Raw genomic sequence first — 19,397 nt, 5'->3', positions numbered from 1 at the left:
CGTCTTCTCGATGACCGTGTTGTTCGGCATGGTCAATGGCATCTACGGCCGGGTGCTACTGACGGAGACGGGAATGCAATTCCGTACTTTGGTCAGCAGGAGCTCGATTCCGTGGTGCGAAGTCGCTGGTGTCGAGTCGCGGAACTGAACGCGAGACGGAACGAACGGTAATCAAGGAAGAGTACGAGACGGAGCGTGCACGAATTGCTGCCGATATTGAGCGTGAGGGTGAGGCGCCAGGAGCGGTAAGAGCCCTTGGTCCGGATCAGTGATGGCTCTCTTCGTGCGCCCGGCCTTGCTCATGCCGCACAGCGGTACCCGGGCAGTCGAGGCCATGCCCGCGCGGCCCCACGGCTCGGCGGCGCCCAGGGGTGCGGCCGCCGCCCCGCGGGAGCACCCTGCCGATTTTCTGCCTGTTCCGCTTGCTTGGAGTGCACGCCAAGGCCATAGCGTTGCGGGCATGCCGGTATCGCCAGGGTTTCGCCGGTGTCCCGGAAAGCTGCCTGACTTCTATACCGGCTGCATGGGCATGAGTTTCTTCTGCGGTCAGCCACCACGGCCCGGCGAAGTCGTGATGAAAACACCGACAGCGGAACCGAACTCCCGACGCTCGTCGCATCATCCCGCACGACCAACGAGAAAGACGGCAAGTGGTAGACAACCCATTCACAACGCATGCGGAACTTTTCGATCTGTCTGGAAAGCGCGCGCTCGTCACCGGTGGCACCAGAGGCATCGGGATGATGATCGCGCGTGGCCTTCTCCAGGCGGGCGCCCGCGTGGTCATCAGCTCACGCAACGCGGAAGCGTGCGCTCAGGCGCAGGAACAGCTGTCCACATTCGGTGAGGTGCGGGCCATCCCCGCCGACCTGTCCCGCCACGACGAGTGCCGGCGACTGTCCGACCTCGTCACCGCCGACTCGGAGCCTCTCGACATCCTCGTCAACAACGCGGGCGCCATGTGGGACGAGCCGCTGGCGACGTTCCCGGACGCGGCCTGGGACACGGTCGTCGACCTCAACCTGAAGTCGCCGTTCTGGCTGGTCCAGGCGCTGCTGCCCGCACTTCGCAAGGCGGGCACCGCCGACGATCCCGCGCGGATCATCAACATCGGCAGCATCGCCGCCATCCACATCCCCCAGCGGCCCAACTACTCGTACTCCAGCAGCAAGGCCGCGCTGCATCAACTCACCAGAGTGCTCGCCAGGGAACTAGGACCGCAGCACGTCACCGTGAACGCCGTGGCGCCGGGACCGTTCCCCTCGACGATGATGGCGGCGACCCTCGATGAGTTCGGCGAGGCGATCGCGGCGTCGGCCCCACTACGCCGGATCGGCCGCGACGACGACATGGCGGGTGTCGCCGTGTTCCTCGCCGGCCGGGCAGGCGCATACCTGACGGGCGCCGTGATCCCCGTCGACGGCGGCATCGCCACAACCGCGTAGGCCGCCTAAGGGTCGCCCAAGGGGTGTTTCGGAGAACTCGAACCCACGGCCTTTGGCCATTTCGTCGAGCAGGTCGATCCGTGCGGCACGGCACGGTCGCTGGGGGACTCCCGGAGCGGCTTCAAGTCCGCCGGGGGAGTGGTGGTGTCGGTGTGGATGGACCAGTCCCGCCGCCGAGACCGGTTGCACATCCTCGCTTCCCCTGGCCGCCTGCCAGGACCTGCTGGCAGCACCCTCCGTCAGCTGACGGAGGGTGCTCAGGGGTCAGCGGTTCTGGTCGGGCTTCTGTGCGGTCCTGCCCGCCGGGGCGGTGCGGAGCATGGCCTTGTAGAGGGCGTCGTGCTCGGGCGAGGAGGGCAGGGGGGCTCGCGCCGGGGCTTCGAAGGACTGGATCATCAGCGCGACGACGCGTCGCCAGGCATCGGGAGCGGCATCGCCGCAGGCGTTGACGACGCCGAGGTTCGCCATGTGCAGCAGCACCAGATCCGAGGGGTCGAAGTCCTCGCGCAGCCGGCCCGTGGCCTTGGCGCGGCCGATGAGCTCCACCATGCCCTCGTACGCCTCGTTGCGGCGCTCCTCCATGGCCCTGGCGGTGGGAAAGGTCATGGTCAGGACGTCGGCGAAGCCGTTGTCGGCGGCCTGCATCGCGCAGGCGGCCTCGATGTAGCCGACGAAGCCGTGCCAGGGGTCCGGGTCGACGAGGGCGGTGGCGACCGCGTCGGCGTAGGCGTCCATGCGGTCGGAGAAGACGGCGGCGACCAGCTCCTCCTTCGTGGGGAAGTGACGGAAGACGGTGGCGATCCCGACGCCCGTTTCGCGTGCCACGGAGGCCATGGACGCGCCCAGGCCGTCGCGTCCGAACACGGTGCGCGCGGCGGCGAGGATCCGGCCGCGGTTGCGCTCGACGTCGCTGCGCACAGGCTGGGCGTCGGGGGCGTCGGGGTGTTGGTGGCCGGGGTTCATGACGGGCAGTCTAGCAATCGGAAAGGCCTATCCATTTCCTGTGCTACGGTGGTCGCATCGAAACGGAAAGGGCTATCCGGATCGGAATCCTGAAACGGATAGCCCTTTCCGTAACGTCCCGTCCTCTTGACGCGTCCGTCGCCTCGACGGCGTTCTACGAAAGGATCGTTGTGACCAGCATCGCCATTGTCGGAGCCGGCCCTCAGTTGGGCCTCGCCATCGCTCGTACCTTCGGCTCGCGGGGTTTCGACGTCGCCCTGATCTCCCGGAACCGCACCAAGCTCGACGATCACGTCGGCACGCTCACCGCTGAGGGCATCACCGCTGCCGCGTTCCCCGCGGACGTACTCGATCGCGACGCCCTCGCTCAAGCCCTCAAAGACGCCGCCGCCCGGTTCGGCGGCATCGACGTCCTGGAGTACTCCCCGGTGGGCACCATGGGCTCCACTGTGCTGACCACGCCGATCGAGACCGAACCCGCCCATGTGCAACACGAGATCGAGTTCCAGCTCTACGGCGCCATCGCCGCCACCCGTGCGGTCCTGCCGACGATGCGCGAGGTCGGCACCGGCACCCTGCTCTACACCACCGGCGCGGGCTCGATCGACCCCGTCCCGCAGGTCGGCAACGTCAACGCCGCCGCTGCGGCGCTGCGTAACTGGGTGATCAACCTGCACAAGGAACTGGACGGCACCGGCGTGCAGGCCGCCCATGTCGGCATCGACGTGTCGATCGGCACGCCGGCCGTCCCCGGATTCCCGACGGCTCAGCCCGAGGAAATCTCCCCGGTCTACTGGGACCTGCACACCACCAAGCGCGACCAGGCCGAACTCGTCTTCAGCCGCTGAGACCGCGCCTGGTGCCTGGTGTTCTGTCGGCTTCACGCCTGGGCGAGCAGTGGGTCGTACGGGGTCGAGCGCCGGCGGCCTGACATGAAGGACAGGAAGTCCTTGACGAACGCGCTACGGGTGTACGCGCCGCCGGTGCCGGTGGTGTCGCGGTGGAACGCCGTCCGGAACAGGGCCCGGTACTCGTCCGCGTCGATGCGCTGGTCGCCGTCCTTGTCGGTGACGTCGAAGAGGACCTCCGCCACCCTGATCAGCGCGGGTCCGGCCAGGGAGGGGGCGGCCGCGGCGTACTCCTGGGCGCTGACGCGGCCGTCGCCGTCGGTGTCGAGGGCGCTCTGGAGTTCCCGCCACCAGTCGGCGTAGGCGTTGTAGAGCCTGGTCTCCTCGGGCTCGTCGAGGTCGAGGCGGGTGGACAGCTCGCGGGCCATGGCGGCGAGGTCCGGCCAGTCCAGGCAGCCGTCGCCGGTCTGGTCCAGCACCTCCCGGAAGAACTCCTCCGCGTCGCGCCGCATCCCTCCGGGTGCGGTGGGCTCGGGTCCCGGTTCCGGGGCGAAGGGAGTGACGAGCCGGAGGAAGGCTCCGGCTCGCCTCATCTTCTGGTGCAGGGCGCGGACGGTCCGCGCGCGGGGGTCGTCGCTGTCGGGGGAGAGCGACAGCAGGTCGGCGAGGTTCTCGGCCCGGATCCAGCCGTCGGGCAGGAAACGGGCCAGGCCCACGGTCAGGTAGGCGCTCTGCATCAGCGTCTGGGCGCCTGGCAGTTCGGGCAGTCCCGCCCGGCGGCGGAACGGCTCGGGCAGCGAGGCCACGGTGATGGCTCCGACGACCGGACCGCCGACCGCGCGGCCGAGCGCCCACAGGGTGGGCAGACCGTTCAGCAGCGGCGGAGCGGGAAGGTGGTCGAAGAGCTTGTAGAGGATGATGCGCATCGCCTCCGTGTTCTCCAGCTCCTCCTCCACCACCCGGTCGTAGTACCGCCAGAACTCGTGGAGCGTGGCGGGCAGTTGACCGGCTTCGTCCCCCAACGCGGCGAGGAACGCCTGGAATTCGGCGTACAGCCTCTCCATGGCCCGCTGTTCCAGGGGCTGTCCGCTCAGCCGGAACATGGTGACGGTGCTCTCGAACAGCGTCGCCACCACCCAGGCGCGCGCCGCGGGGTCCAGCGCGTCGTACGGCCGGTCGTGGGCGTCGGTCCCGTTCAGCCGCGCGTGCAGCCGGTTGAGCCGCGCCGCCTCCCGGTTCCGTACGTCGTCGTCGGCGCCGAACATGCGCTGCAGGCTCAGGAAGGTGTTGTACAGCCTGCGCCAGGGGTGGGCCACGAACGTGGAGCTGTCGATCAGGGCGGCGCCGATCTGCGGATGCGCGGCCTCCAGTACGGTCGCCCGCACCACGGCCAGGGCCCAGCGGGGATCGTTGAAGGACTCGTCGAACTGCGAGCCCGGGCCGAACACGGGCGTCAAGTCTCCAGCAGGGCACGGATGTTGGGGGATGCCGGAACCTGTGTCGGTCACGATCGAGGTTCTCCGTTCAGGATGGGCGAGAGGCCGTCAGGGGTGGGTGAGAGGCCGTCCGGGATGGGCACGACGCCGCCGAAACGGCGTTCGCGCTGCCGGTAGTCGTGCAGGCACTCCAGGAAGTGCGGTGCGCGGAAGTCGGGCCACAGCACCGGCGGGAACACCCACTCGGCGTACGCGACCTGCCACAGCATGAAGTTGGAGATGCGCTGTTCGCCCGAGGTACGGATCACCAGGTCCACATCGGGGGTGTCCGGGAAGGGCAGATGGGCGGCGAAGGTCTGCTCGGTCACGCCGTCGGCCGGCACGCCGTCGCGGATCAGCGACCGCGCGGCCTCGACGATGTCCCGGCGCCCGCCGTGATCGAAGGCGACGGTCAGCGTCAGGCCGCGGTTGCCGGCGGTCAGCGTCATCAGGTCGGCGAAGTCCCGGGCCAGCGCCGGGGGAATACGGGGATCGGTGACACCGAGGAAGCGACAGCGGATGCCCCGCGCGTGCAGCAGCGGGGCGTGCTTGCGCACCACCCGGCGCACCAGCCGCATGAGGAAATCGACCTCGGCGCTCGGGCGCCCCCAGTTCTCGGTGGAGAACGCGTACATGCTCAGCCACTCGACTCCGGCCGCCCGCGCCGCCTCGATGACGTCGATCGCGGTCGTCTCCGCGGCACGGTGACCGGACGTACGCGGCAACGACCGCTGAGCCGCCCACCGCCCGTTCCCGTCCATCACGCACGCGACATGCCGCGGCACCGCGCGCGGCCCCTCGCCGCCCGCCCGACGAGCGGCGGCACCAGAACCCCCAACGGCCTGCCGAACTGTCACGCCCGCCCCCCGACAGCGCAGCTCATCGAGCTGATCCGATCACCTCGACCAGTGATCACCTCAACCAGCGTGTCAGCGACCGGGGTTGTGCCAGGTGGGAGTTCCGTGACTTCACCCTTGGCACTCCCGTCCGAATCGGGTCCCCGGCAGGCTCGGGAGCGCGAGCGCTACGCCGACGAGTACGCGGACCCCCATGAAGCTGCTGCTGGCGAAGGTCTCCAGCGGGCAGCACATAGCGGCCGTGGGGACCGGGACCCGGTGGAGGAGGAGTGGCGGGCCCAATGACCGCCGTGGCCCGTACGAGCAGGAGCGGCGTCGGCGGAACTGAGTCCCGGGGCGACGGGCCGGCACGGTGAACCGCTTGAACAGCCGCTCCACCACCCCCGTACCCCCTGTCGTGACCCACCACCAGACACAGCAGTCATCACCGCGCCGAGGACACACCTCCAGCCTCCGCCGAGGTGCCGCGCTCGCCCTGCTCCCGCTGGCCGTGGCCTGCGGCGGGGGCGAGGACGTCGCCGAGGAGAAACGCAAGTCGGCCGCGACCGCCGCGACCGCCGTGACCGTCGCTCCCGAAGCCGGCGTCGTCGCCCCCGCCAAGGTCGAGGTGATCGCCGGACTGACCGGCTGCACCGCCGAGATCCGGATCGAGGCGGAGGAGTTGCGCGAGGGCCAGTGCCGGACCGAGCAGGGCGAGTACCGGATCACCACGTTCCCCGAGGAGCGCTACAAGGTGACCTGGCTCGACACCGCCGCGATGTACGGCGGCAAGTACCTCGTCGGCACCCGCTGGGTTGTCAGCGCATCGCCGGAGCTGCTGGACGGGTTCCGTTCCCGACTCGGCGGGACCGTGCGGGAGTTGCGTCCCATCGCGCCCACGACGGCGCCCTGAGTCATCCCTCCGTCCGGAGGTGGGCCAGTACCTCCTCCAGAGGCAGGTCGAACCTGTCCTTGTCCCCGGCCCACCGGCGCAGCACTGCCGCCGCCCCCTCCGCCATGTCGGCCGGCAACCCCGCCGTGCGCAGAGTCGCCGCGATCTCCTCCAACTCCGGTGCCCAGCGCCAGGCGCGGGCGGCGACGCTGGGGAGCTGGTCGGTCTCGGCGAGGATGTTGGACGTCAACGAGCCTGCCTCGCGGGCGAGTTCGGCGGCCACGCCGTGGTGTGCGGCGAGGGCGTGCGACACGGCGGCCAGGACGCGAGCCGACTTCTGGTACGACGCGTACGCCATCTTCAGCGCCGACGCGGCACCGAGCGCGGCGTTCAGAGGGCGGGTCGTGACATGGGTGTCCTTGAACGCCCTTGCCACCTGGGCGACTTGCTCTGCGTCGCCGCTCAGGTACAGGCGCGGGGTGCTGCCCGGGCCGGGCGGGCCGCCGACGATCGCGCCGTCCAGCATCAGTACATCGCGCTCCGCGCACGCCGCCGCGATACGCCTCGTACGGTCCGGGCTGATCGCGTTGGCCTCGACGTACACGCCCCGGAACGGGTGCGCGAGCACCTCGTGCGCCACGTCCTCCGCCGCGTGCGGCGGGCAGACCGACAGGACGAAGTCGCTTGCGGCCAGGGCGGATTCGAGGGACTCGGCGGCCTCCAGGCCTGCCTCGCGGGCCCGTTGGAGGCTGGCGGGGCCTCGGCCCGTCGGGACGTACAGGACTCGGGTGCCCGTACGGGTCGCCTCGCCGCCGACTTTCGCGCCCATGGCGCCGGGATGCAGCAGCGTGAAGGTGGTCGTCATGGGCCTCACCGTACGGACTTGATGTTGTTGGGAGTCGCGAGGACGAGTGTGGGGCATAGGAGAGGGGCATAGGAGATATGAGCCTCGGGAGGGCGCCATGAACCGACAGATCCGCGTTCGCGTCAGTCGCCGGCCCATCACGCCTCGCGACGACACCATCGACCGCAGGACGCCGTCGGGGCGGATCCTGCCCTACTGACACCCCGCCTCCTGCTCTACTGACACTCCTCCGGCGCCGCTCTCACAGGGGCGACTGCCACCGGACCGTCGTGCCGCCACCGTCGCCGTCACCGGTCCCTCCGTCGTCGTACACCCTCAGTCCTACGGCGTCCCTGCCGTCCGGCAGGGGCGTCGTCGTGTCGATGGTGATCTCCAGGCGGGACACGTCGACGCGGCCGGACGCGGCGGTGAGGGCGCGGCGGAGCGCGGCGAGGAGGTGGGTCGCCACCTGGTCGGGGACGACCGTGTCCACCGGGCCCTCGAAGTGGGTCGAGGGCTGGAAGCCCAGGACGGCGGAGGCGGCGGCCGTCTCGCGAAGTACCTTGCCCCGTACGCTCGTCGGGGCGTCCGCCGGAGGTTGTTGCAGGGCGAAGATCGCCGTACGGACCTCCTGGATCGTCGACTGGAGTTCGTCCACCGCGCGCCCGAGGAGCTCGTGGGCCGGGTCCGTGTCCTCGGTTCTGCGCTGCGTGGACTCCAGCAACATGCCCGTGGCGAACAGGCGTTGGACGACCAGATCGTGCAGGTCCCGGGCGATGCGGTCGCGGTCCTCGTAGACCGCGAGGCGTTCCCGGCCGTGCTGCGCGTCGGCCAGGACCAGCGCGAGCGCGGCCTGGGACGCGAACTGCGTTGCCAGCAGGCGTTCTACGGCCGTGTAGGGGCGGTCGCCCGGACGGCGGGGGAGAGCCAGGGTGCCGATGAGACGGCCGTCCGCCTGGAGCGGGAGCATCATGCTGGGGCCGAACCGGTGCCGTACATGCGTCGTCATGCGCGGGTCGGTCGCCGAGTCGTCGATGAACACCGGTTCACCGCCCAGGAGTTGGACGAGGACGGGGCTGCCGGGCTCGATGGTCGTACCGACGATGTCGCCCGGGTCCTCAGAGGTCGACGCGGTGACGATCTCCATGCCGCCCGCCGCCGTGCGCTGGAGGATCACGCCCGCGGCGGCGTCGGCGAGGGCCCGCGCGCCCTCCGCGACCGTCTTCAGCGCGTCGGCCGCGGTCTCGCCGGTGAGCAGCGCGGTGGTGACGGCCGCCGCGCCCTCGATCCAGCGTTCGCGCTGCCGGGCCGTCTCGTACAGGCGGGCGTTGCCGATCGCGATACCGGCCTGGGCCGCGAGCACGTGCAGGAGCTGCTCGTCCTCGGCGGTGAAGGGGGCGGAGTGTTGCTTACCAGCCAGGTGGAGGTGGCCGAACATCTCGTCGTGGACGTGGATCGGCACGCTGAGCACCCCGGTGGGCGGCGGCTCGGCACCGCCCGTACGGATCTCGGTGAGGCCGTCCTGCCCGGGGTCCGTGGTCCCCAGCGCCGCGTACCGCGCGCCGGTCAGCTCGGCGGCGCCGTCCACGATGTGCTGGAGCGTGGTGCGCAGTTCGAGCTCGGAACCGACGCTCAGGACGGCTTCGAGGAGGCGCGAGAGGTCGGGGACGCCGTCGTCCACCTCGGCCGGGCCGGGGCTCAGGCGGTGGCCAGCGGGTCCAGGACCAGCGGCTCGATCTTGCCCTCCAGCATGTAACCCAGGCCCTGTACGGCACACACGTCCGGCCGCTCGGCGATGTGCACCGGCATCCCGGTCGCCGTACGCAGCATCTGGTCGAAGCCGGGGAGCAGCGCGCTGCCGCCGACCATCATGATGCCGCGGTCGGCGAGGTCGGCCACCAGGTCGGGCGGGCAGTTGCGCAGCACCCGGCCGATCCCGTCGAGCACGGCGGTCAGCGGGGTCTCGATCGCGTCCCGTACGGCCGCGGTGTCGACCCGTACGGAACGCGCGAGGCCGCTCGCCACGTCCCGCCCGTGGATCTCGGTGGTGGTCGGGCCGTGCGGGGTGAGACCGTTGCCGGACAGGGCGACCTGGAGCGGTCTTACGGACTGGCTCGGCAGCATCAACTCGTGTTCGTGGCGCAGGTGTTGGACGATCGCGTGGTCCACGGCCTCGCCGCCCACCGGGATGCGCTCGGCGGTGACGATCGAGCCGAGGGAGAGCACGGCGACCTGCGTCGCGGCCGCCCCGCACACCATGATCATGGTCGCCTCGGGCCGCTCGACGGGCAGCCCGCAGCCGACGGCGGCGGCGATCAGCGTGTCGACCAGCTCCACCCGGCGCGCCCCGAGCCCGACCAGCGTCTCGATCGCGGCCCGCTGCGCCAGCGGATCGGCGTCGTGCGGGGTGCAGGCGGCGGCCCGCAGCCGGGGCTTGCGGCGCAGCGCGCGGCGGACCTTGTCGCCGATCAGATGCCGCAGCATGCGCTGCGCCATCTCGATGTCGACGACCGTGCCGCCGGAGACGGGCCGGACGACCCGGATGTAGTCGGGCGTACGGCCCGTCATCTTCTCCGCGAACTCTCCTACGGCGATGAGCGCGCCGGTCCGGGTGTTCACGGCGGCGGCGGACGGCTGGTCGACGACGAGCCCGGCGCCCTTGACGTAGACACGGGTACGGGCGGCACCCAGGTCGACGGCGAAATGGCAGCGTCGCAACTGCTCCAGACTGACGGTCATGGCAGGTTCTCCCGAGAGCGCGGACCGGGGCTTCGCCGGGTGGCGGGCCTCTTTCGCATCGTGCGGGGGCGAGGGAGCGGGCGCGCCTTGTGGTGGGCCGGGCGGGGTGCCGCTAAATGGGGGTATTTGTCCGTAATGCCCGACTTAAAGAACGCGTAAGGGGCAGTGGGGGACGTCCTCGTGACGCCGCGTTGGCGGGAAACCGCCGGGGCGTCAATCCGCCAGCCCCATTCAACTCCCTTGCGCCACACGGCACACGACACTCTTCGCAGCACTCGACGACTCCGCGATTCGACGAAGAGGGGCGTGCATGAGCAGAGGACCAGTCAGACGCGGGGCGGTGCTGCTGTCGGCCGGGCTCGTGGTCGCGCTGCTGCCGGCGGCACAGGCACAGGCGGCCACCGCCACCCCGGCCACGAACACCACCCCCACCGCGAGCCCCACCCGCACCGTCACCCTCGTCACCGGCGACAAAGTCACCGTCACCGACCTCGCGGGCGGCCGGAAGACTGTGAGCGTCGAGCGCCCCCAGGGCGCCACCGGAGCCGTCCGCACCCAGACGGCCAACGGCGACATCAGCGTCGTACCGGACGAGGCGCTCCCCTATCTACGGGCGGGAACTCTCGACCGCCGCCTCTTCGACGTGAGTGAGCTGCTGCGGCAGGGCCTCGCCGACCGGACGACCGACGAGCTGCCGCTGATCGTGACGTACGACAAGGGGGTGCAGGCCGTGACCCCGCGTGGTGCCGAGCGGACGCGGACGCTCGCGAGTGTGCGCGGGGCCGCCGTCGACGCGGACAAGGGGCGCGGGTTCTGGCGGGCGTTCACCCGGCAGGAGGGAGTGCGGAAGGTCTGGCTGGACGGGCGGGTGACCGCCGACATGGCCGAGAGCAACGCGCAGATCGGTACGGCGCACGCCTGGGAGGCCGGGCTGACCGGCAAGGGCGTCACAGTCGCCGTACTGGACACGGGAGTTGACCTTTCCCACCCCGATCTCGCCCAACGGGTCTCCGTCACCAAGAGCTTCATCGACGGCGAGGACGTCGCCGACCGCAACGGACACGGCACCCACGTCACCTCCACCGTCGGCGGCAGCGGGGCCGCATCCGACGGGCAGGAGAAGGGAGTTGCCCCGGACGCCACCCTCGCCGTGGGCAAGGTGCTCAGCGACCAGGGGTCCGGGAGCGAGTCGCAGATCATCGCCGGGATGGAGTGGGCCGCGCGGGACGTGCACGCCAAAGTCGTGTCCATGAGCCTCGGTTCGACCGAACCCAGCGACGGCACCGACCCCATGGCGCAGGCCGTGAACACCCTGTCCCAGGAAACCGGCGCCCTCTTCGTCATCGCCGCCGGCAACACCGGCACCCCCTCGTCCATCGGTTCGCCCGGCGCCGCCGACTCCGCGCTCACCGTCGGCGCCGTCGACGCGGACGACCAGGCCGCCTACTTCACCAGCGCCGGGCCGCGCCACGGCGACAACGCGCTCAAGCCCGACCTCTCCGCACCCGGCGTCGACATCCTCGCCGCGCGCTCCCAACTCGTGGACGGCAGTGGGTACTACACCTCCATGAGCGGTACGTCGATGGCGACGCCGCATGTGGCGGGGGTGGCCGCGCTGCTCGCCCAGGAACATCCCGACTGGACCGGCGCGGAGATCAAGGACGCGTTGATGTCCACGTCGAAGCAACTCGACTCGTCTGTCTACGAGTTGGGGGCGGGACGGGTGAACGTGCCCGATGCCGTGGACGCCCGCGTCACCGCCACCGGCAGCGCCGACCTCGGCTTCTACAGCTGGCCGTACGACGCGAACAAGCCGGTCACCAAGACCCTCACCTACGCCAACTCATCTGACAGTGCCATCCAGTTGAGCCTTGTGGCCCAAGGTGGCCCAGCCGGTGTCGCCACCCTCGCCGACTCCACCCTCACCGTGCCCGCCCACGGCACCGCCTCCACCACCGTGACCGGCGACGGTGCGAAGGCCGAGGTCGGGAACACCAGCGGACAGATCGTCGCCGCCGTGGACGGAACTCCCGTAACCCACACGGCATTCGGGCTGGTCAAGGAGGAGGAGCGGTACACGCTCACCGTCCACGTGAAGGACCGGGACGGGGCTGCCACGGCCGCCGACCTGGTGGTGCAGCGGCTGGCGCAGGGCTACGACCCCTACCCGGAGGCTGTCGGCGACTCCGGGACGCTCAAACTCCGCCTCCAGCCCGGGACTTACAGCCTGACCTCCTTCCTCGACGTGCGCGGCGGCCACGGTGCCGACTCGCTCGGGCTCGGTCTCCTCGCGGCACCTCAGATCACCCTCGACCGGGATCGCGAGGTCACCCTGGACGGGCGGCGGCTCAGAGAGATCAGCGCCAAGGTTCAACAGCGCACGGAGACACGGCAGTTGGTCATGGAGTACGACCGGAGCGCGAACGGTTCCGATCTCTTCGACGCCGTTCAGGTGCCGGTGACGTACGACAGCGTCTTCGCCGCACCGACGGACAGGGTCACACAGGGCAGCTTCGAGTACCGGACCGTGTGGCGGCTCGGCAAGCCCCTGTTGGAGGTCAAGGGGATCGGTGAGGCCGTCGTGCAGTCGGGCGGCACGCTGATCGAGGGGCACAGTCGGCTGCCGTTGGTGGATGTCGGGGACGGTCCCATCACCGGTGCCGTCCGGGGACGGGCGGTGCTCGCCCACCTCGCCGATGGCGATGACGATGGCGACGGTACCGATCCGGTCGCGCTCGCGCAGGCCGCCCAAGACGCGGGCGCCAAGGCGCTGTTCGTGACGGACGACGTGGCCGGGCGGCTCAGCGCCTGGTGGGGAGCGGACGACGGTTCCGACCGCACGCTCCAGATCGCCTCGGTGAACGCGGCCGACGCGGCACGGTTGCGGGCGGCGAAGACGGTCGACATGACGGGGACGCGCAACACGCCCTACACGTACGACCTTTCGGCCGGACACCAAGGGGCGATCCCGGACGCCGATCTGACCTACGCGCCCAGCCGCCGTCAACTCGCCGTCCTGGACACGAAGTTCCACGCGGTGCAGCCGGTGAGCGGCGGCGAGTTCCGTTACTCGATCACCGATGCCTTCCCCATCGGGCTCGGCTTCCGGGAGCGCATCGACTATCCGGCCGAGCGGACGGACTACGCGTCGACCGGTCCCGGGCAGCGCTGGTCGGAGTCCGTGACAGTCGGGGACGGCACGCTGGAGGAACGCAGCGGGCTGGTGCGGTACACGGGCGGTGAGCACCGCACCCTCGACTGGTTCAAGCCCGTGTGGCATCCATGGCTCGGCACCGGGCTCGGGTGGGGGCAGCAACGGTCGGGAAACCAGCTGCAGTTCAACACCCCGGGCTGGGGCGACTCCGGGCCCGACCACACCGGGTTCGGCGACGCGTGGAGCGCCGACAGCGGCATGACCCAGACCACCGAGGTGTACCGGGACGGCACCCTGGTCGACCGGCGGACCGGCTCCGGCGCCTACGACTGGGACGCGCCCGCCGGCGAACACACCTACAAGGTCGTCACCGACACCGCCCTCGACCCCGACCGCTGGGAACTCTCCACCGAGGGTCACGCCGAGTGGACCTTCAACTCGGCGGCCACGCCTGCCGATCGGTGGACCTTCCTGCCCCTCCTCAACCTCGCCTTCGACGTCGAGACCGACCTCACGGGCGACGTGCGGGGCGGCGGCCGGGTACCGGTCGGGATCAGCGCCTCGTACGTGGTGGGCGCGCCGGACACCGGGACGATCGTCGGCGGCACGCTCCAAGTGTCGTACGACGACGGGAAGTCGTGGCGGTCGGTACGGCTCGACGGGGCGGGCGCGACGTGGCACGGGACGCTGACCGTGCCGAGCGGCACCCGGTACATCTCGCTGCGGGCCTCCGCGCGTGACGACCAGGGAGGTTCGGTGCGGCAGGAGATCGTCCGCGCGGTGGGAGTCCGGTAGGCCGGCCGGCGTCCGGCACTTCAGACGGGCGGCGCCGTCTCCTTGGGAGGGGAGACGGCGCCGTCGCTCACACCGGCCGCGTCCGGATCACGCCCAACTCCGCCAAGTCCTGTGGGCGGATGCGGAGTTGGTCAGCCGTCGACTCCGTCTCCTCCGGCGGCCGTTTCAGGATCGCGGCCGCCAGTTCCGGGGCGATCACCGAGAAATAACTGTCCGGTGTGGCCCAGGTGTTGCCCGGCGCGGCCAGCGCCAGCGCACCGCCGGAGCCGCCCTCGCCGATCAGCAGGGTGGTGAGCGGGGTACGGGCGGAGGCCACCGCGCCGAACAGGTCGGCGATCGCCGCGCCCGCGCCCTGCCGTTCCGCCTCGGCGTCGTTCGCCGCACCCGGGGTGTCCACCAGCGTCAGCACCGGGATGCCGAGCCGTTCCGCGAGCCGGATCAGCCGGGCGGCAGTGCGATACCCGGCCGGCCGGGTCGCCGTCCCGGCCTGCGCGGCATACGCGATCGACCGCCCCTCCCGCTCCCCGAACCCGCACAGCATGCCCGCGTCGATGCCCCCGCACCGGTCACCGCTGATCGCGAGCCGGTGGGTGAAGTAGGCATCCAAGTAGCTTGCCGCGCGCGGACGTTGGGGCGACCGGGCGCGCTGCACGGCCTCCCAGCCGGTGCCCGGGAAGCCGGCCGCGACGCGCTGCACAGCCCCACGCGGGGGCACTGGAGGGCCGGCCGGCGTGGGCTGAGCCGACCGGTCGCGCTGCTCTGTGTCCCGCCCGCTCCCCGGGAGGTCGGCGTCGGTGTGCTGGGCGGGTCGGGAGTCCTGCATGGCGTTCCGCCCGGTCTCCGGGAGGTCGGCGTCGGTGTGCTGGGCGGGTCGGGAGTCCTGCATGGCGTTCCGCCCGGTCCCCGGGAGGTCGGCCTCGGCGTGCCAGGCCGGTCCGGAGTCCCGCACCGTGTCTCGCTCGGTCGCCGATGGGCCGGCCAGGGTGTGCTGAGTCGACCGGTCGAGCGCCGCAGGCACCGGCGCCTGCCCCGCCCACGGCGTGGTCAGCAGCCGCAGCCACCTCCCCAGGGTTTCCTTCAACTGCTCCGGTGCTACGACCGCGTCGGCCGCGCCCGCCGCCACCTGGGCCTCCGCCGTGTACGCCGTCGGGTCCGCGTCCGGGGGGCGGACGCGGGAGCCCGCGAAGCCGACCTGGGCGCCGGGCAGGGCCAGGATCACATCGGCGCCCGCGCCGAGGGTGGCCCAGCCGCCGCCCGTGGTCGGGTCGCGCAGTACCGCGATCTGGGGCAGCCCGGCCTCCCGGGTGAGTGCCGACTGGCGTGCCACTCGCTGGAGTTGGGTGAGGGCGACCATGCCCTCCTGCATCCGGCTGCCCCCGGTGGCGACCAACGGCACGACCGGCAACCGGTGTTCACGGGCGTACGTGTACGCCGCTTCAAGACGGTCCCCGGTGCGTTCGCCGAGCGAGCCGCCCAGGAAGCCGAACTCGAAGGCGATCAGGACCGCTTGGGTGCCCGACACCGTCGCCGTGCCGCAGATCACCGACTCCGACTCACCCGTGCGGTCGGCGGCGCGGGCGCGCGAGGCGTCGTAGCCCTGCCAGGCGAGGGGGCCGTCGGGCTTGGACTCCCGTGCCGGGTAGGGGAGTTCGGTGAAGGTGGTGTCGTCCGTGACGAGGGCCAGGGTCTCGCGCGCGGTCAGGCGGTCAGTCACGGGTCAAGGCCCGCTTCAGGATCTTCCCCATGTCGTTGCGGGGGAGCGCGGAGATGTGGTGGACGACGCGGGGACGCTTGTGCGGGGCGAGGCGGCTCGCCACATGGTCGGCCAACTCGGCCAGCTCCGGCGGGGATTGGGGGTCCGTCGGCACGATCCAGGCCACGACCCGCTCGCCCAGGTCGGGGTCCGGTTCGCCGGTGACGGCGGCCTCGCGGACCCCGGGGTGTTCGAGGAGGGCGTTCTCGATCTCGCCCGCGCCGATCTTGTAACCCCCGCTCTTGATCAGGTCGGTGGCCTTGCGGCCGACGATCCTGACGTAGCCGTCGGGGTCGCGCACGGCCATGTCGCCGGTGCGGAACCAGCCGTCGGCGGTGAAGGCGGCGGCGGTCGCGTCGGGCCGGTTGAGGTACTCGGTGAAGAGGTTCGGGCCGCGCACCTGGATCTCGCCCACGCTCTCGCCGTCGTACAGGGGGAGAGGCGTGCCGTCCTCCTCGACGAGCCGCAACTCCACGCCGGGCAGCGGGACTCCGACGGTTCCGGCGCGCGGCTCGCCGTCCGCACGGACACTCGTGTTCATGAGGGTCTCCGTCATGCCGTAGCGTTCGATCACGCGGCGGCCGGTCGCCGACGTGATGCGTTCGTGGTCGTGGACCGGGAGCGCGGCCGAGCCGGAGACCAACAGGCGTGCGCGGCCGAGGGACTTGGCGAGTCCGGGGTCGTCGGGGAGGGTCTCGGCGATGCGGTGGTACATCGTCGGGACGCCGAACAGCATCGTCGCGCCGTCGTTCAACTCCCGTGCCACGCCCTCCGTGCTGAACCGGCCGAGGTGCCGCACCGAGCCGCCGCGCCGCAGCGGGCCCAGGATGCCCAGCACCAGCCCGTGCACATGGAACAAGGGCAGCCCGTGCACGAGGACGTCGTCGCCGGTCCACTGCCAGGCGTCGGCGAGCGCGTCCAGTGTCGCGGCGATCGCCCGGCGCGGGATGACGGCACCCTTGGGCGGGCCGGTGGTGCCGGAGGTGTAGACGACGAGGGCGGGGTCCTCGTCGCCGGGGGAGACGTCCGGACCGTCGCCCCCGGCGTCCCCGACGCCCCGCACCTCGACGTCGACACGCTCCAAGTGCCGTAGCTGAGAGGGGAGTTCGTCGCCCGGTGCGGCCAGGATCAGGGTCGGGGTGCTGTCGGAGAGGATGTGGCCGAGTTCCTTCTCGCCCGACTTCGGGTTGAGGGGGACGGCCGCGGCTCCCGCCCGCAGTACGGCGATCACGGCGACGGCCGTCTCCAGCGAGAGGGTGGCCCAGACGGCGACCCGGCCGGTGCCCGCGCACCGGGCCGCGAGGGCGTCCGCCGCCGCGCCCAGCTCCGCGTAGGTCAGGGACCGGTCACCGAACCGGAGAGCGGGCTGCTCGCCCGGGTTGGTCAGGGCCGGGAAGAGGGTGGACACGCGGCGCACTCCTTAGCCGTCGGGGCAACGGTCCCCAGGTGCCGGGGACACCCCCGTTCCTACACCACGTCCGCCACCACACAGCTGACGTTGTCCGGACCCCCGGCCTCGTTCGCCGCGTCGACCAGGGCCCGTACCGCCGCCTCCGGTTCCGGGTGCGCGGTGAGGAGTTCGCGGATCCGGTGCTCCGGGACGACCGCGGTCAGGCCGTCCGAGCACAGGAGGTAGCGGTCGCCGCGGCGGGTGTCGTGGAGCTTCAGGTCGGGGGTGCCGATCGTCAACGCCTTGAGCAGCATGGCGCGTTGAGGGTGGGAGCCGGCCTCCTCCGGCGTCAGCCGGCCCTCGTCGATCAGCGACTGGACGACCGAGTGGTCGTGCGTGATCCGGAACAGCCCGCCGTCGCGCAGCAGATACGCGCGCGAGTCCCCGATGTGCACGAGCGCCAGCTTCGAGCCCGTCCACAGCAGCGCGGTCAGGGTCGTGCCGTTCTCGGCGGGATCGGCCACGTCACGGACAGCGTCGGTGGCGCCCCGTACCGCCTCCTCCAGCAGGTTGAGCACATTGCCCGCCGGCACTTCTTCCGTGTCCAGGAATCGCAGCGCCTCCACCGCCGCGCCGCTCGCGGGCGCGCCCGCCGGGCCGAACCCGTCGGCGACCGCGAGCAGCCGCGTGCCCGCGTACGCGGTGTCCTGGTTGGAGGGGCGGACCCGGCCGCGGTCCGAGTGGGCGGCGTAACGCAGTTCCAGCATGGTGGTGTCCTTTCCCGGTACGGCCGGTCCGGCCGCGAGATGGTCGACGAGGAACCCGGCGAGATCCCGCCGCACCGCCGTCTCCGCCTCGACCCCTGCCCAGAAGGCACGGATCTCGCGGGCGGCGGCGGCCGGTTCGAGGGCACACACCGCACGGATCCCGGCCAGCGGCATGCCCAGCCGCCGCAGCCACGCGACCAGCCGCGCCCGCTCCAGCTGTGCCACCGCGTAGTACCGGTATCCGCTGTCGGGATCCACCCGCGCCGGCCGCAGCAGTTCCAGCTCGTCGTACAGCCGCAACGCCTTCGGCGACAGCCTGCACGCCCGCGCGAAGGCCCCGATCGTCAGCATGTTCCCCGTACCGCCCATGTGCGCCTCGACCTCTTCCCGGTTCCGCCACCGATGCTGGGGCTTCACCAAAGGGGAAGGTCAATCCGGTTGCCGCGGTTGCGGGGCGGCCGGTTAACCTGCGGATCTGTCCGCACTCCGTACGACGATGGAGGCTCCGTGCCCCGGATCGCGCTCGCCACCTACGACCCCGGACCCAAGCCCAGCAAGGACCGTGACCTTCCGGTGCTGGTGGAGGCGTTGCGGGCGGCCGGGGCCGAGGCCGTCGGGGTGCCGTGGGACGACGCCGGGACCGACTGGGGTTCGTACGACCTCGTGCTGATCCGCTCCACCTGGGACTACAGCTGGCGGCCTGCCGAGTTCGTCGCGTGGGCCGAGCGGACCGCGAAGGCGACGCGGCTCGCGAACCCGGTGCAGGTCGTGCGGTGGAACACCGACAAGCGGTACCTCGGCGACCTCGCGGCGGCCGGCGTGCCCGTCGTGCCGACCCGCTATCTCGCCCCCGGCGACCCGGCCGACCTCCCCGACGACCACGAGTACGTCGTCAAGCCGACCTCCGGCGCGGGCGCCCGCTTCGCCGCCCGCTACACACCCGACCAGCACGAGACCGCCGTACGACAGCTGGAGCGCATGCATGCGGAGGGGCTCACCGCGATGGTGCAGCCGTATCTGACGAACGTGGACGTCAGCGGGGAGCGGGCGCTGATGTTCTTCGGCGGGCGGTTCGTGCACGCCTCGCGGAAGGGGGCCGTGCTGGCGCGCGGGACGGCGTACGACGACGACAAGGTGTCCCACCCCGACCTGGAGCCGTGGACCGCGACCGAGGCCGAACTCTCCGTCGCCGGGCGGGCGTTGGCCGCCGTACCGGATGCGTCCGAGCTGCTGTACGCGCGCGTGGACCTCGTGGACGGGCCGGACGGACAGCCGTGTGTGATGGAGCTGGAACTCGTCGAGCCGAACCTCTTCCTCGATCTGCATCCGGAGTCCTCGCTGGCCGCGGTGGTCGAGGCGATTCTCGGGGCGGCCGCTAGCCGTTGACCGCCGTTCGCTGGAGGAGGCCCCAGGTGAACTCGGCGGCGCACCGGTGGCGTACGCCCTGCGCGTCCGGGGCGGTGAAGGTGAGGCCCCAGCGGGTGGGGGCCGTGCCC

14 protein-coding genes are annotated in these 19,397 nt (G+C 71.4%); 5 read left to right on the top strand and 9 right to left on the bottom strand.

The features are described 5' to 3' along the window. The first annotated feature begins 650 nt into the window (after positions 1-650). Positions 651-1,445 carry an SDR family oxidoreductase gene (locus AC31A1_RS11080; RefSeq protein ID WP_489653110.1) on the top strand — a complete coding sequence of 265 codons (795 nt, stop codon included), beginning with the start codon at positions 651-653 and terminating at the stop codon, positions 1,443-1,445. A 264-nt stretch (positions 1,446-1,709) separates the two neighbouring features. Here AC31A1_RS11080 and AC31A1_RS11075 read toward each other — a convergent pair whose 3' ends face one another. Next, positions 1,710-2,408: a TetR/AcrR family transcriptional regulator gene (locus AC31A1_RS11075; protein ID WP_489653109.1), complete on the bottom strand. Its 699-nt coding sequence runs from the start codon at positions 2,406-2,408 to the stop codon at positions 1,710-1,712. Positions 2,409-2,578: 170 nt separating this feature from the next. Between AC31A1_RS11075 and AC31A1_RS11070 the strand changes: the two genes are divergently transcribed. Continuing rightward, on the top strand, positions 2,579-3,256 hold the full coding sequence (locus AC31A1_RS11070; protein WP_489653108.1) for an SDR family NAD(P)-dependent oxidoreductase: 678 nt from the start codon (positions 2,579-2,581) through the stop codon (positions 3,254-3,256). A gap of 32 nt (positions 3,257-3,288) precedes the next feature. On the opposite strand, the gene AC31A1_RS11065 is transcribed toward AC31A1_RS11070, so the two are convergent. Further along, complete coding sequence (locus AC31A1_RS11065; protein ID WP_489653107.1) at positions 3,289-4,764, bottom strand: oxygenase MpaB family protein; 1,476 nt, start codon at positions 4,762-4,764, stop codon at positions 3,289-3,291. Beyond that, the gene (gene uppS, locus AC31A1_RS11060; protein ID WP_489653106.1) at positions 4,761-5,516 is read right to left on the bottom strand and encodes a polyprenyl diphosphate synthase; all 756 of its coding nucleotides are present in this window, start codon (positions 5,514-5,516) and stop codon (positions 4,761-4,763) included. Before uppS ends, AC31A1_RS11065 begins: the two co-directional genes overlap by 4 nt. A 433-nt stretch (positions 5,517-5,949) precedes the next feature. Here uppS and AC31A1_RS11055 point away from each other — a divergent pair, with 433 nt between their 5' ends. Then, on the top strand, positions 5,950-6,480 hold the full coding sequence (locus AC31A1_RS11055) for a hypothetical protein (protein ID WP_489653105.1): 531 nt from the start codon (positions 5,950-5,952) through the stop codon (positions 6,478-6,480). Between the two features lies 1 nt (position 6,481). Here AC31A1_RS11055 and AC31A1_RS11050 read toward each other — a convergent pair whose 3' ends face one another. The 3 genes from AC31A1_RS11050 to AC31A1_RS11040 all read right to left on the bottom strand — a co-directional run bounded on the left by AC31A1_RS11050 (position 6,482) and on the right by AC31A1_RS11040 (position 10,042). Next, the gene (locus AC31A1_RS11050) at positions 6,482-7,324 is read right to left on the bottom strand and encodes an NAD(P)-dependent oxidoreductase (protein WP_489653104.1); all 843 of its coding nucleotides are present in this window, start codon (positions 7,322-7,324) and stop codon (positions 6,482-6,484) included. Between the two features lie 241 nt (positions 7,325-7,565). After that, entirely contained in the window at positions 7,566-8,984 is a 1,419-nt protein-coding gene (locus AC31A1_RS11045; RefSeq protein ID WP_489653103.1) for a sensor histidine kinase, read from the bottom strand. Positions 8,985-9,001: 17 nt separating this feature from the next. Beyond that, positions 9,002-10,042: a rod shape-determining protein gene (locus AC31A1_RS11040; protein WP_489653102.1), complete on the bottom strand. Its 1,041-nt coding sequence runs from the start codon at positions 10,040-10,042 to the stop codon at positions 9,002-9,004. 310 nt (positions 10,043-10,352) lie between these two features. Between AC31A1_RS11040 and AC31A1_RS11035 the strand changes: the two genes are divergently transcribed. After that, complete coding sequence (locus AC31A1_RS11035; RefSeq protein ID WP_489653101.1) at positions 10,353-13,991, top strand: S8 family serine peptidase; 3,639 nt, start codon at positions 10,353-10,355, stop codon at positions 13,989-13,991. A 67-nt stretch (positions 13,992-14,058) separates the two neighbouring features. Here the strand turns inward: AC31A1_RS11035 and AC31A1_RS11030 are convergent, their stop codons facing one another. The 3 genes from AC31A1_RS11030 to AC31A1_RS11020 are packed head-to-tail and all read right to left on the bottom strand — an operon-like array spanning position 14,059 to position 18,270. Beyond that, on the bottom strand, positions 14,059-15,705 hold the full coding sequence (locus tag AC31A1_RS11030) for a carboxyl transferase domain-containing protein (RefSeq protein WP_489653100.1): 1,647 nt from the start codon (positions 15,703-15,705) through the stop codon (positions 14,059-14,061). After that, positions 15,698-17,152 carry an acyl-CoA synthetase gene (locus AC31A1_RS11025; RefSeq protein WP_489653099.1) on the bottom strand — a complete coding sequence of 485 codons (1,455 nt, stop codon included), beginning with the start codon at positions 17,150-17,152 and terminating at the stop codon, positions 15,698-15,700. Before AC31A1_RS11025 ends, AC31A1_RS11030 begins: the two co-directional genes overlap by 8 nt. Positions 17,153-17,211: 59 nt before the next feature. Next, complete coding sequence (locus AC31A1_RS11020; RefSeq protein ID WP_489653124.1) at positions 17,212-18,270, bottom strand: MerR family transcriptional regulator; 1,059 nt, start codon at positions 18,268-18,270, stop codon at positions 17,212-17,214. A gap of 138 nt (positions 18,271-18,408) precedes the next feature. Between AC31A1_RS11020 and AC31A1_RS11015 the strand changes: the two genes are divergently transcribed. Beyond that, entirely contained in the window at positions 18,409-19,287 is an 879-nt protein-coding gene (locus AC31A1_RS11015) for an ATP-grasp domain-containing protein (protein WP_489653098.1), read from the top strand. Positions 19,288-19,397 lie beyond the last annotated feature (110 nt).

This window comes from Streptomyces sp. P5F9 (genome assembly GCF_057961495.1).
Note: the sequence above shows the minus strand (reverse complement) of the source record. Positions and strands in the feature narration are given on the sequence as shown.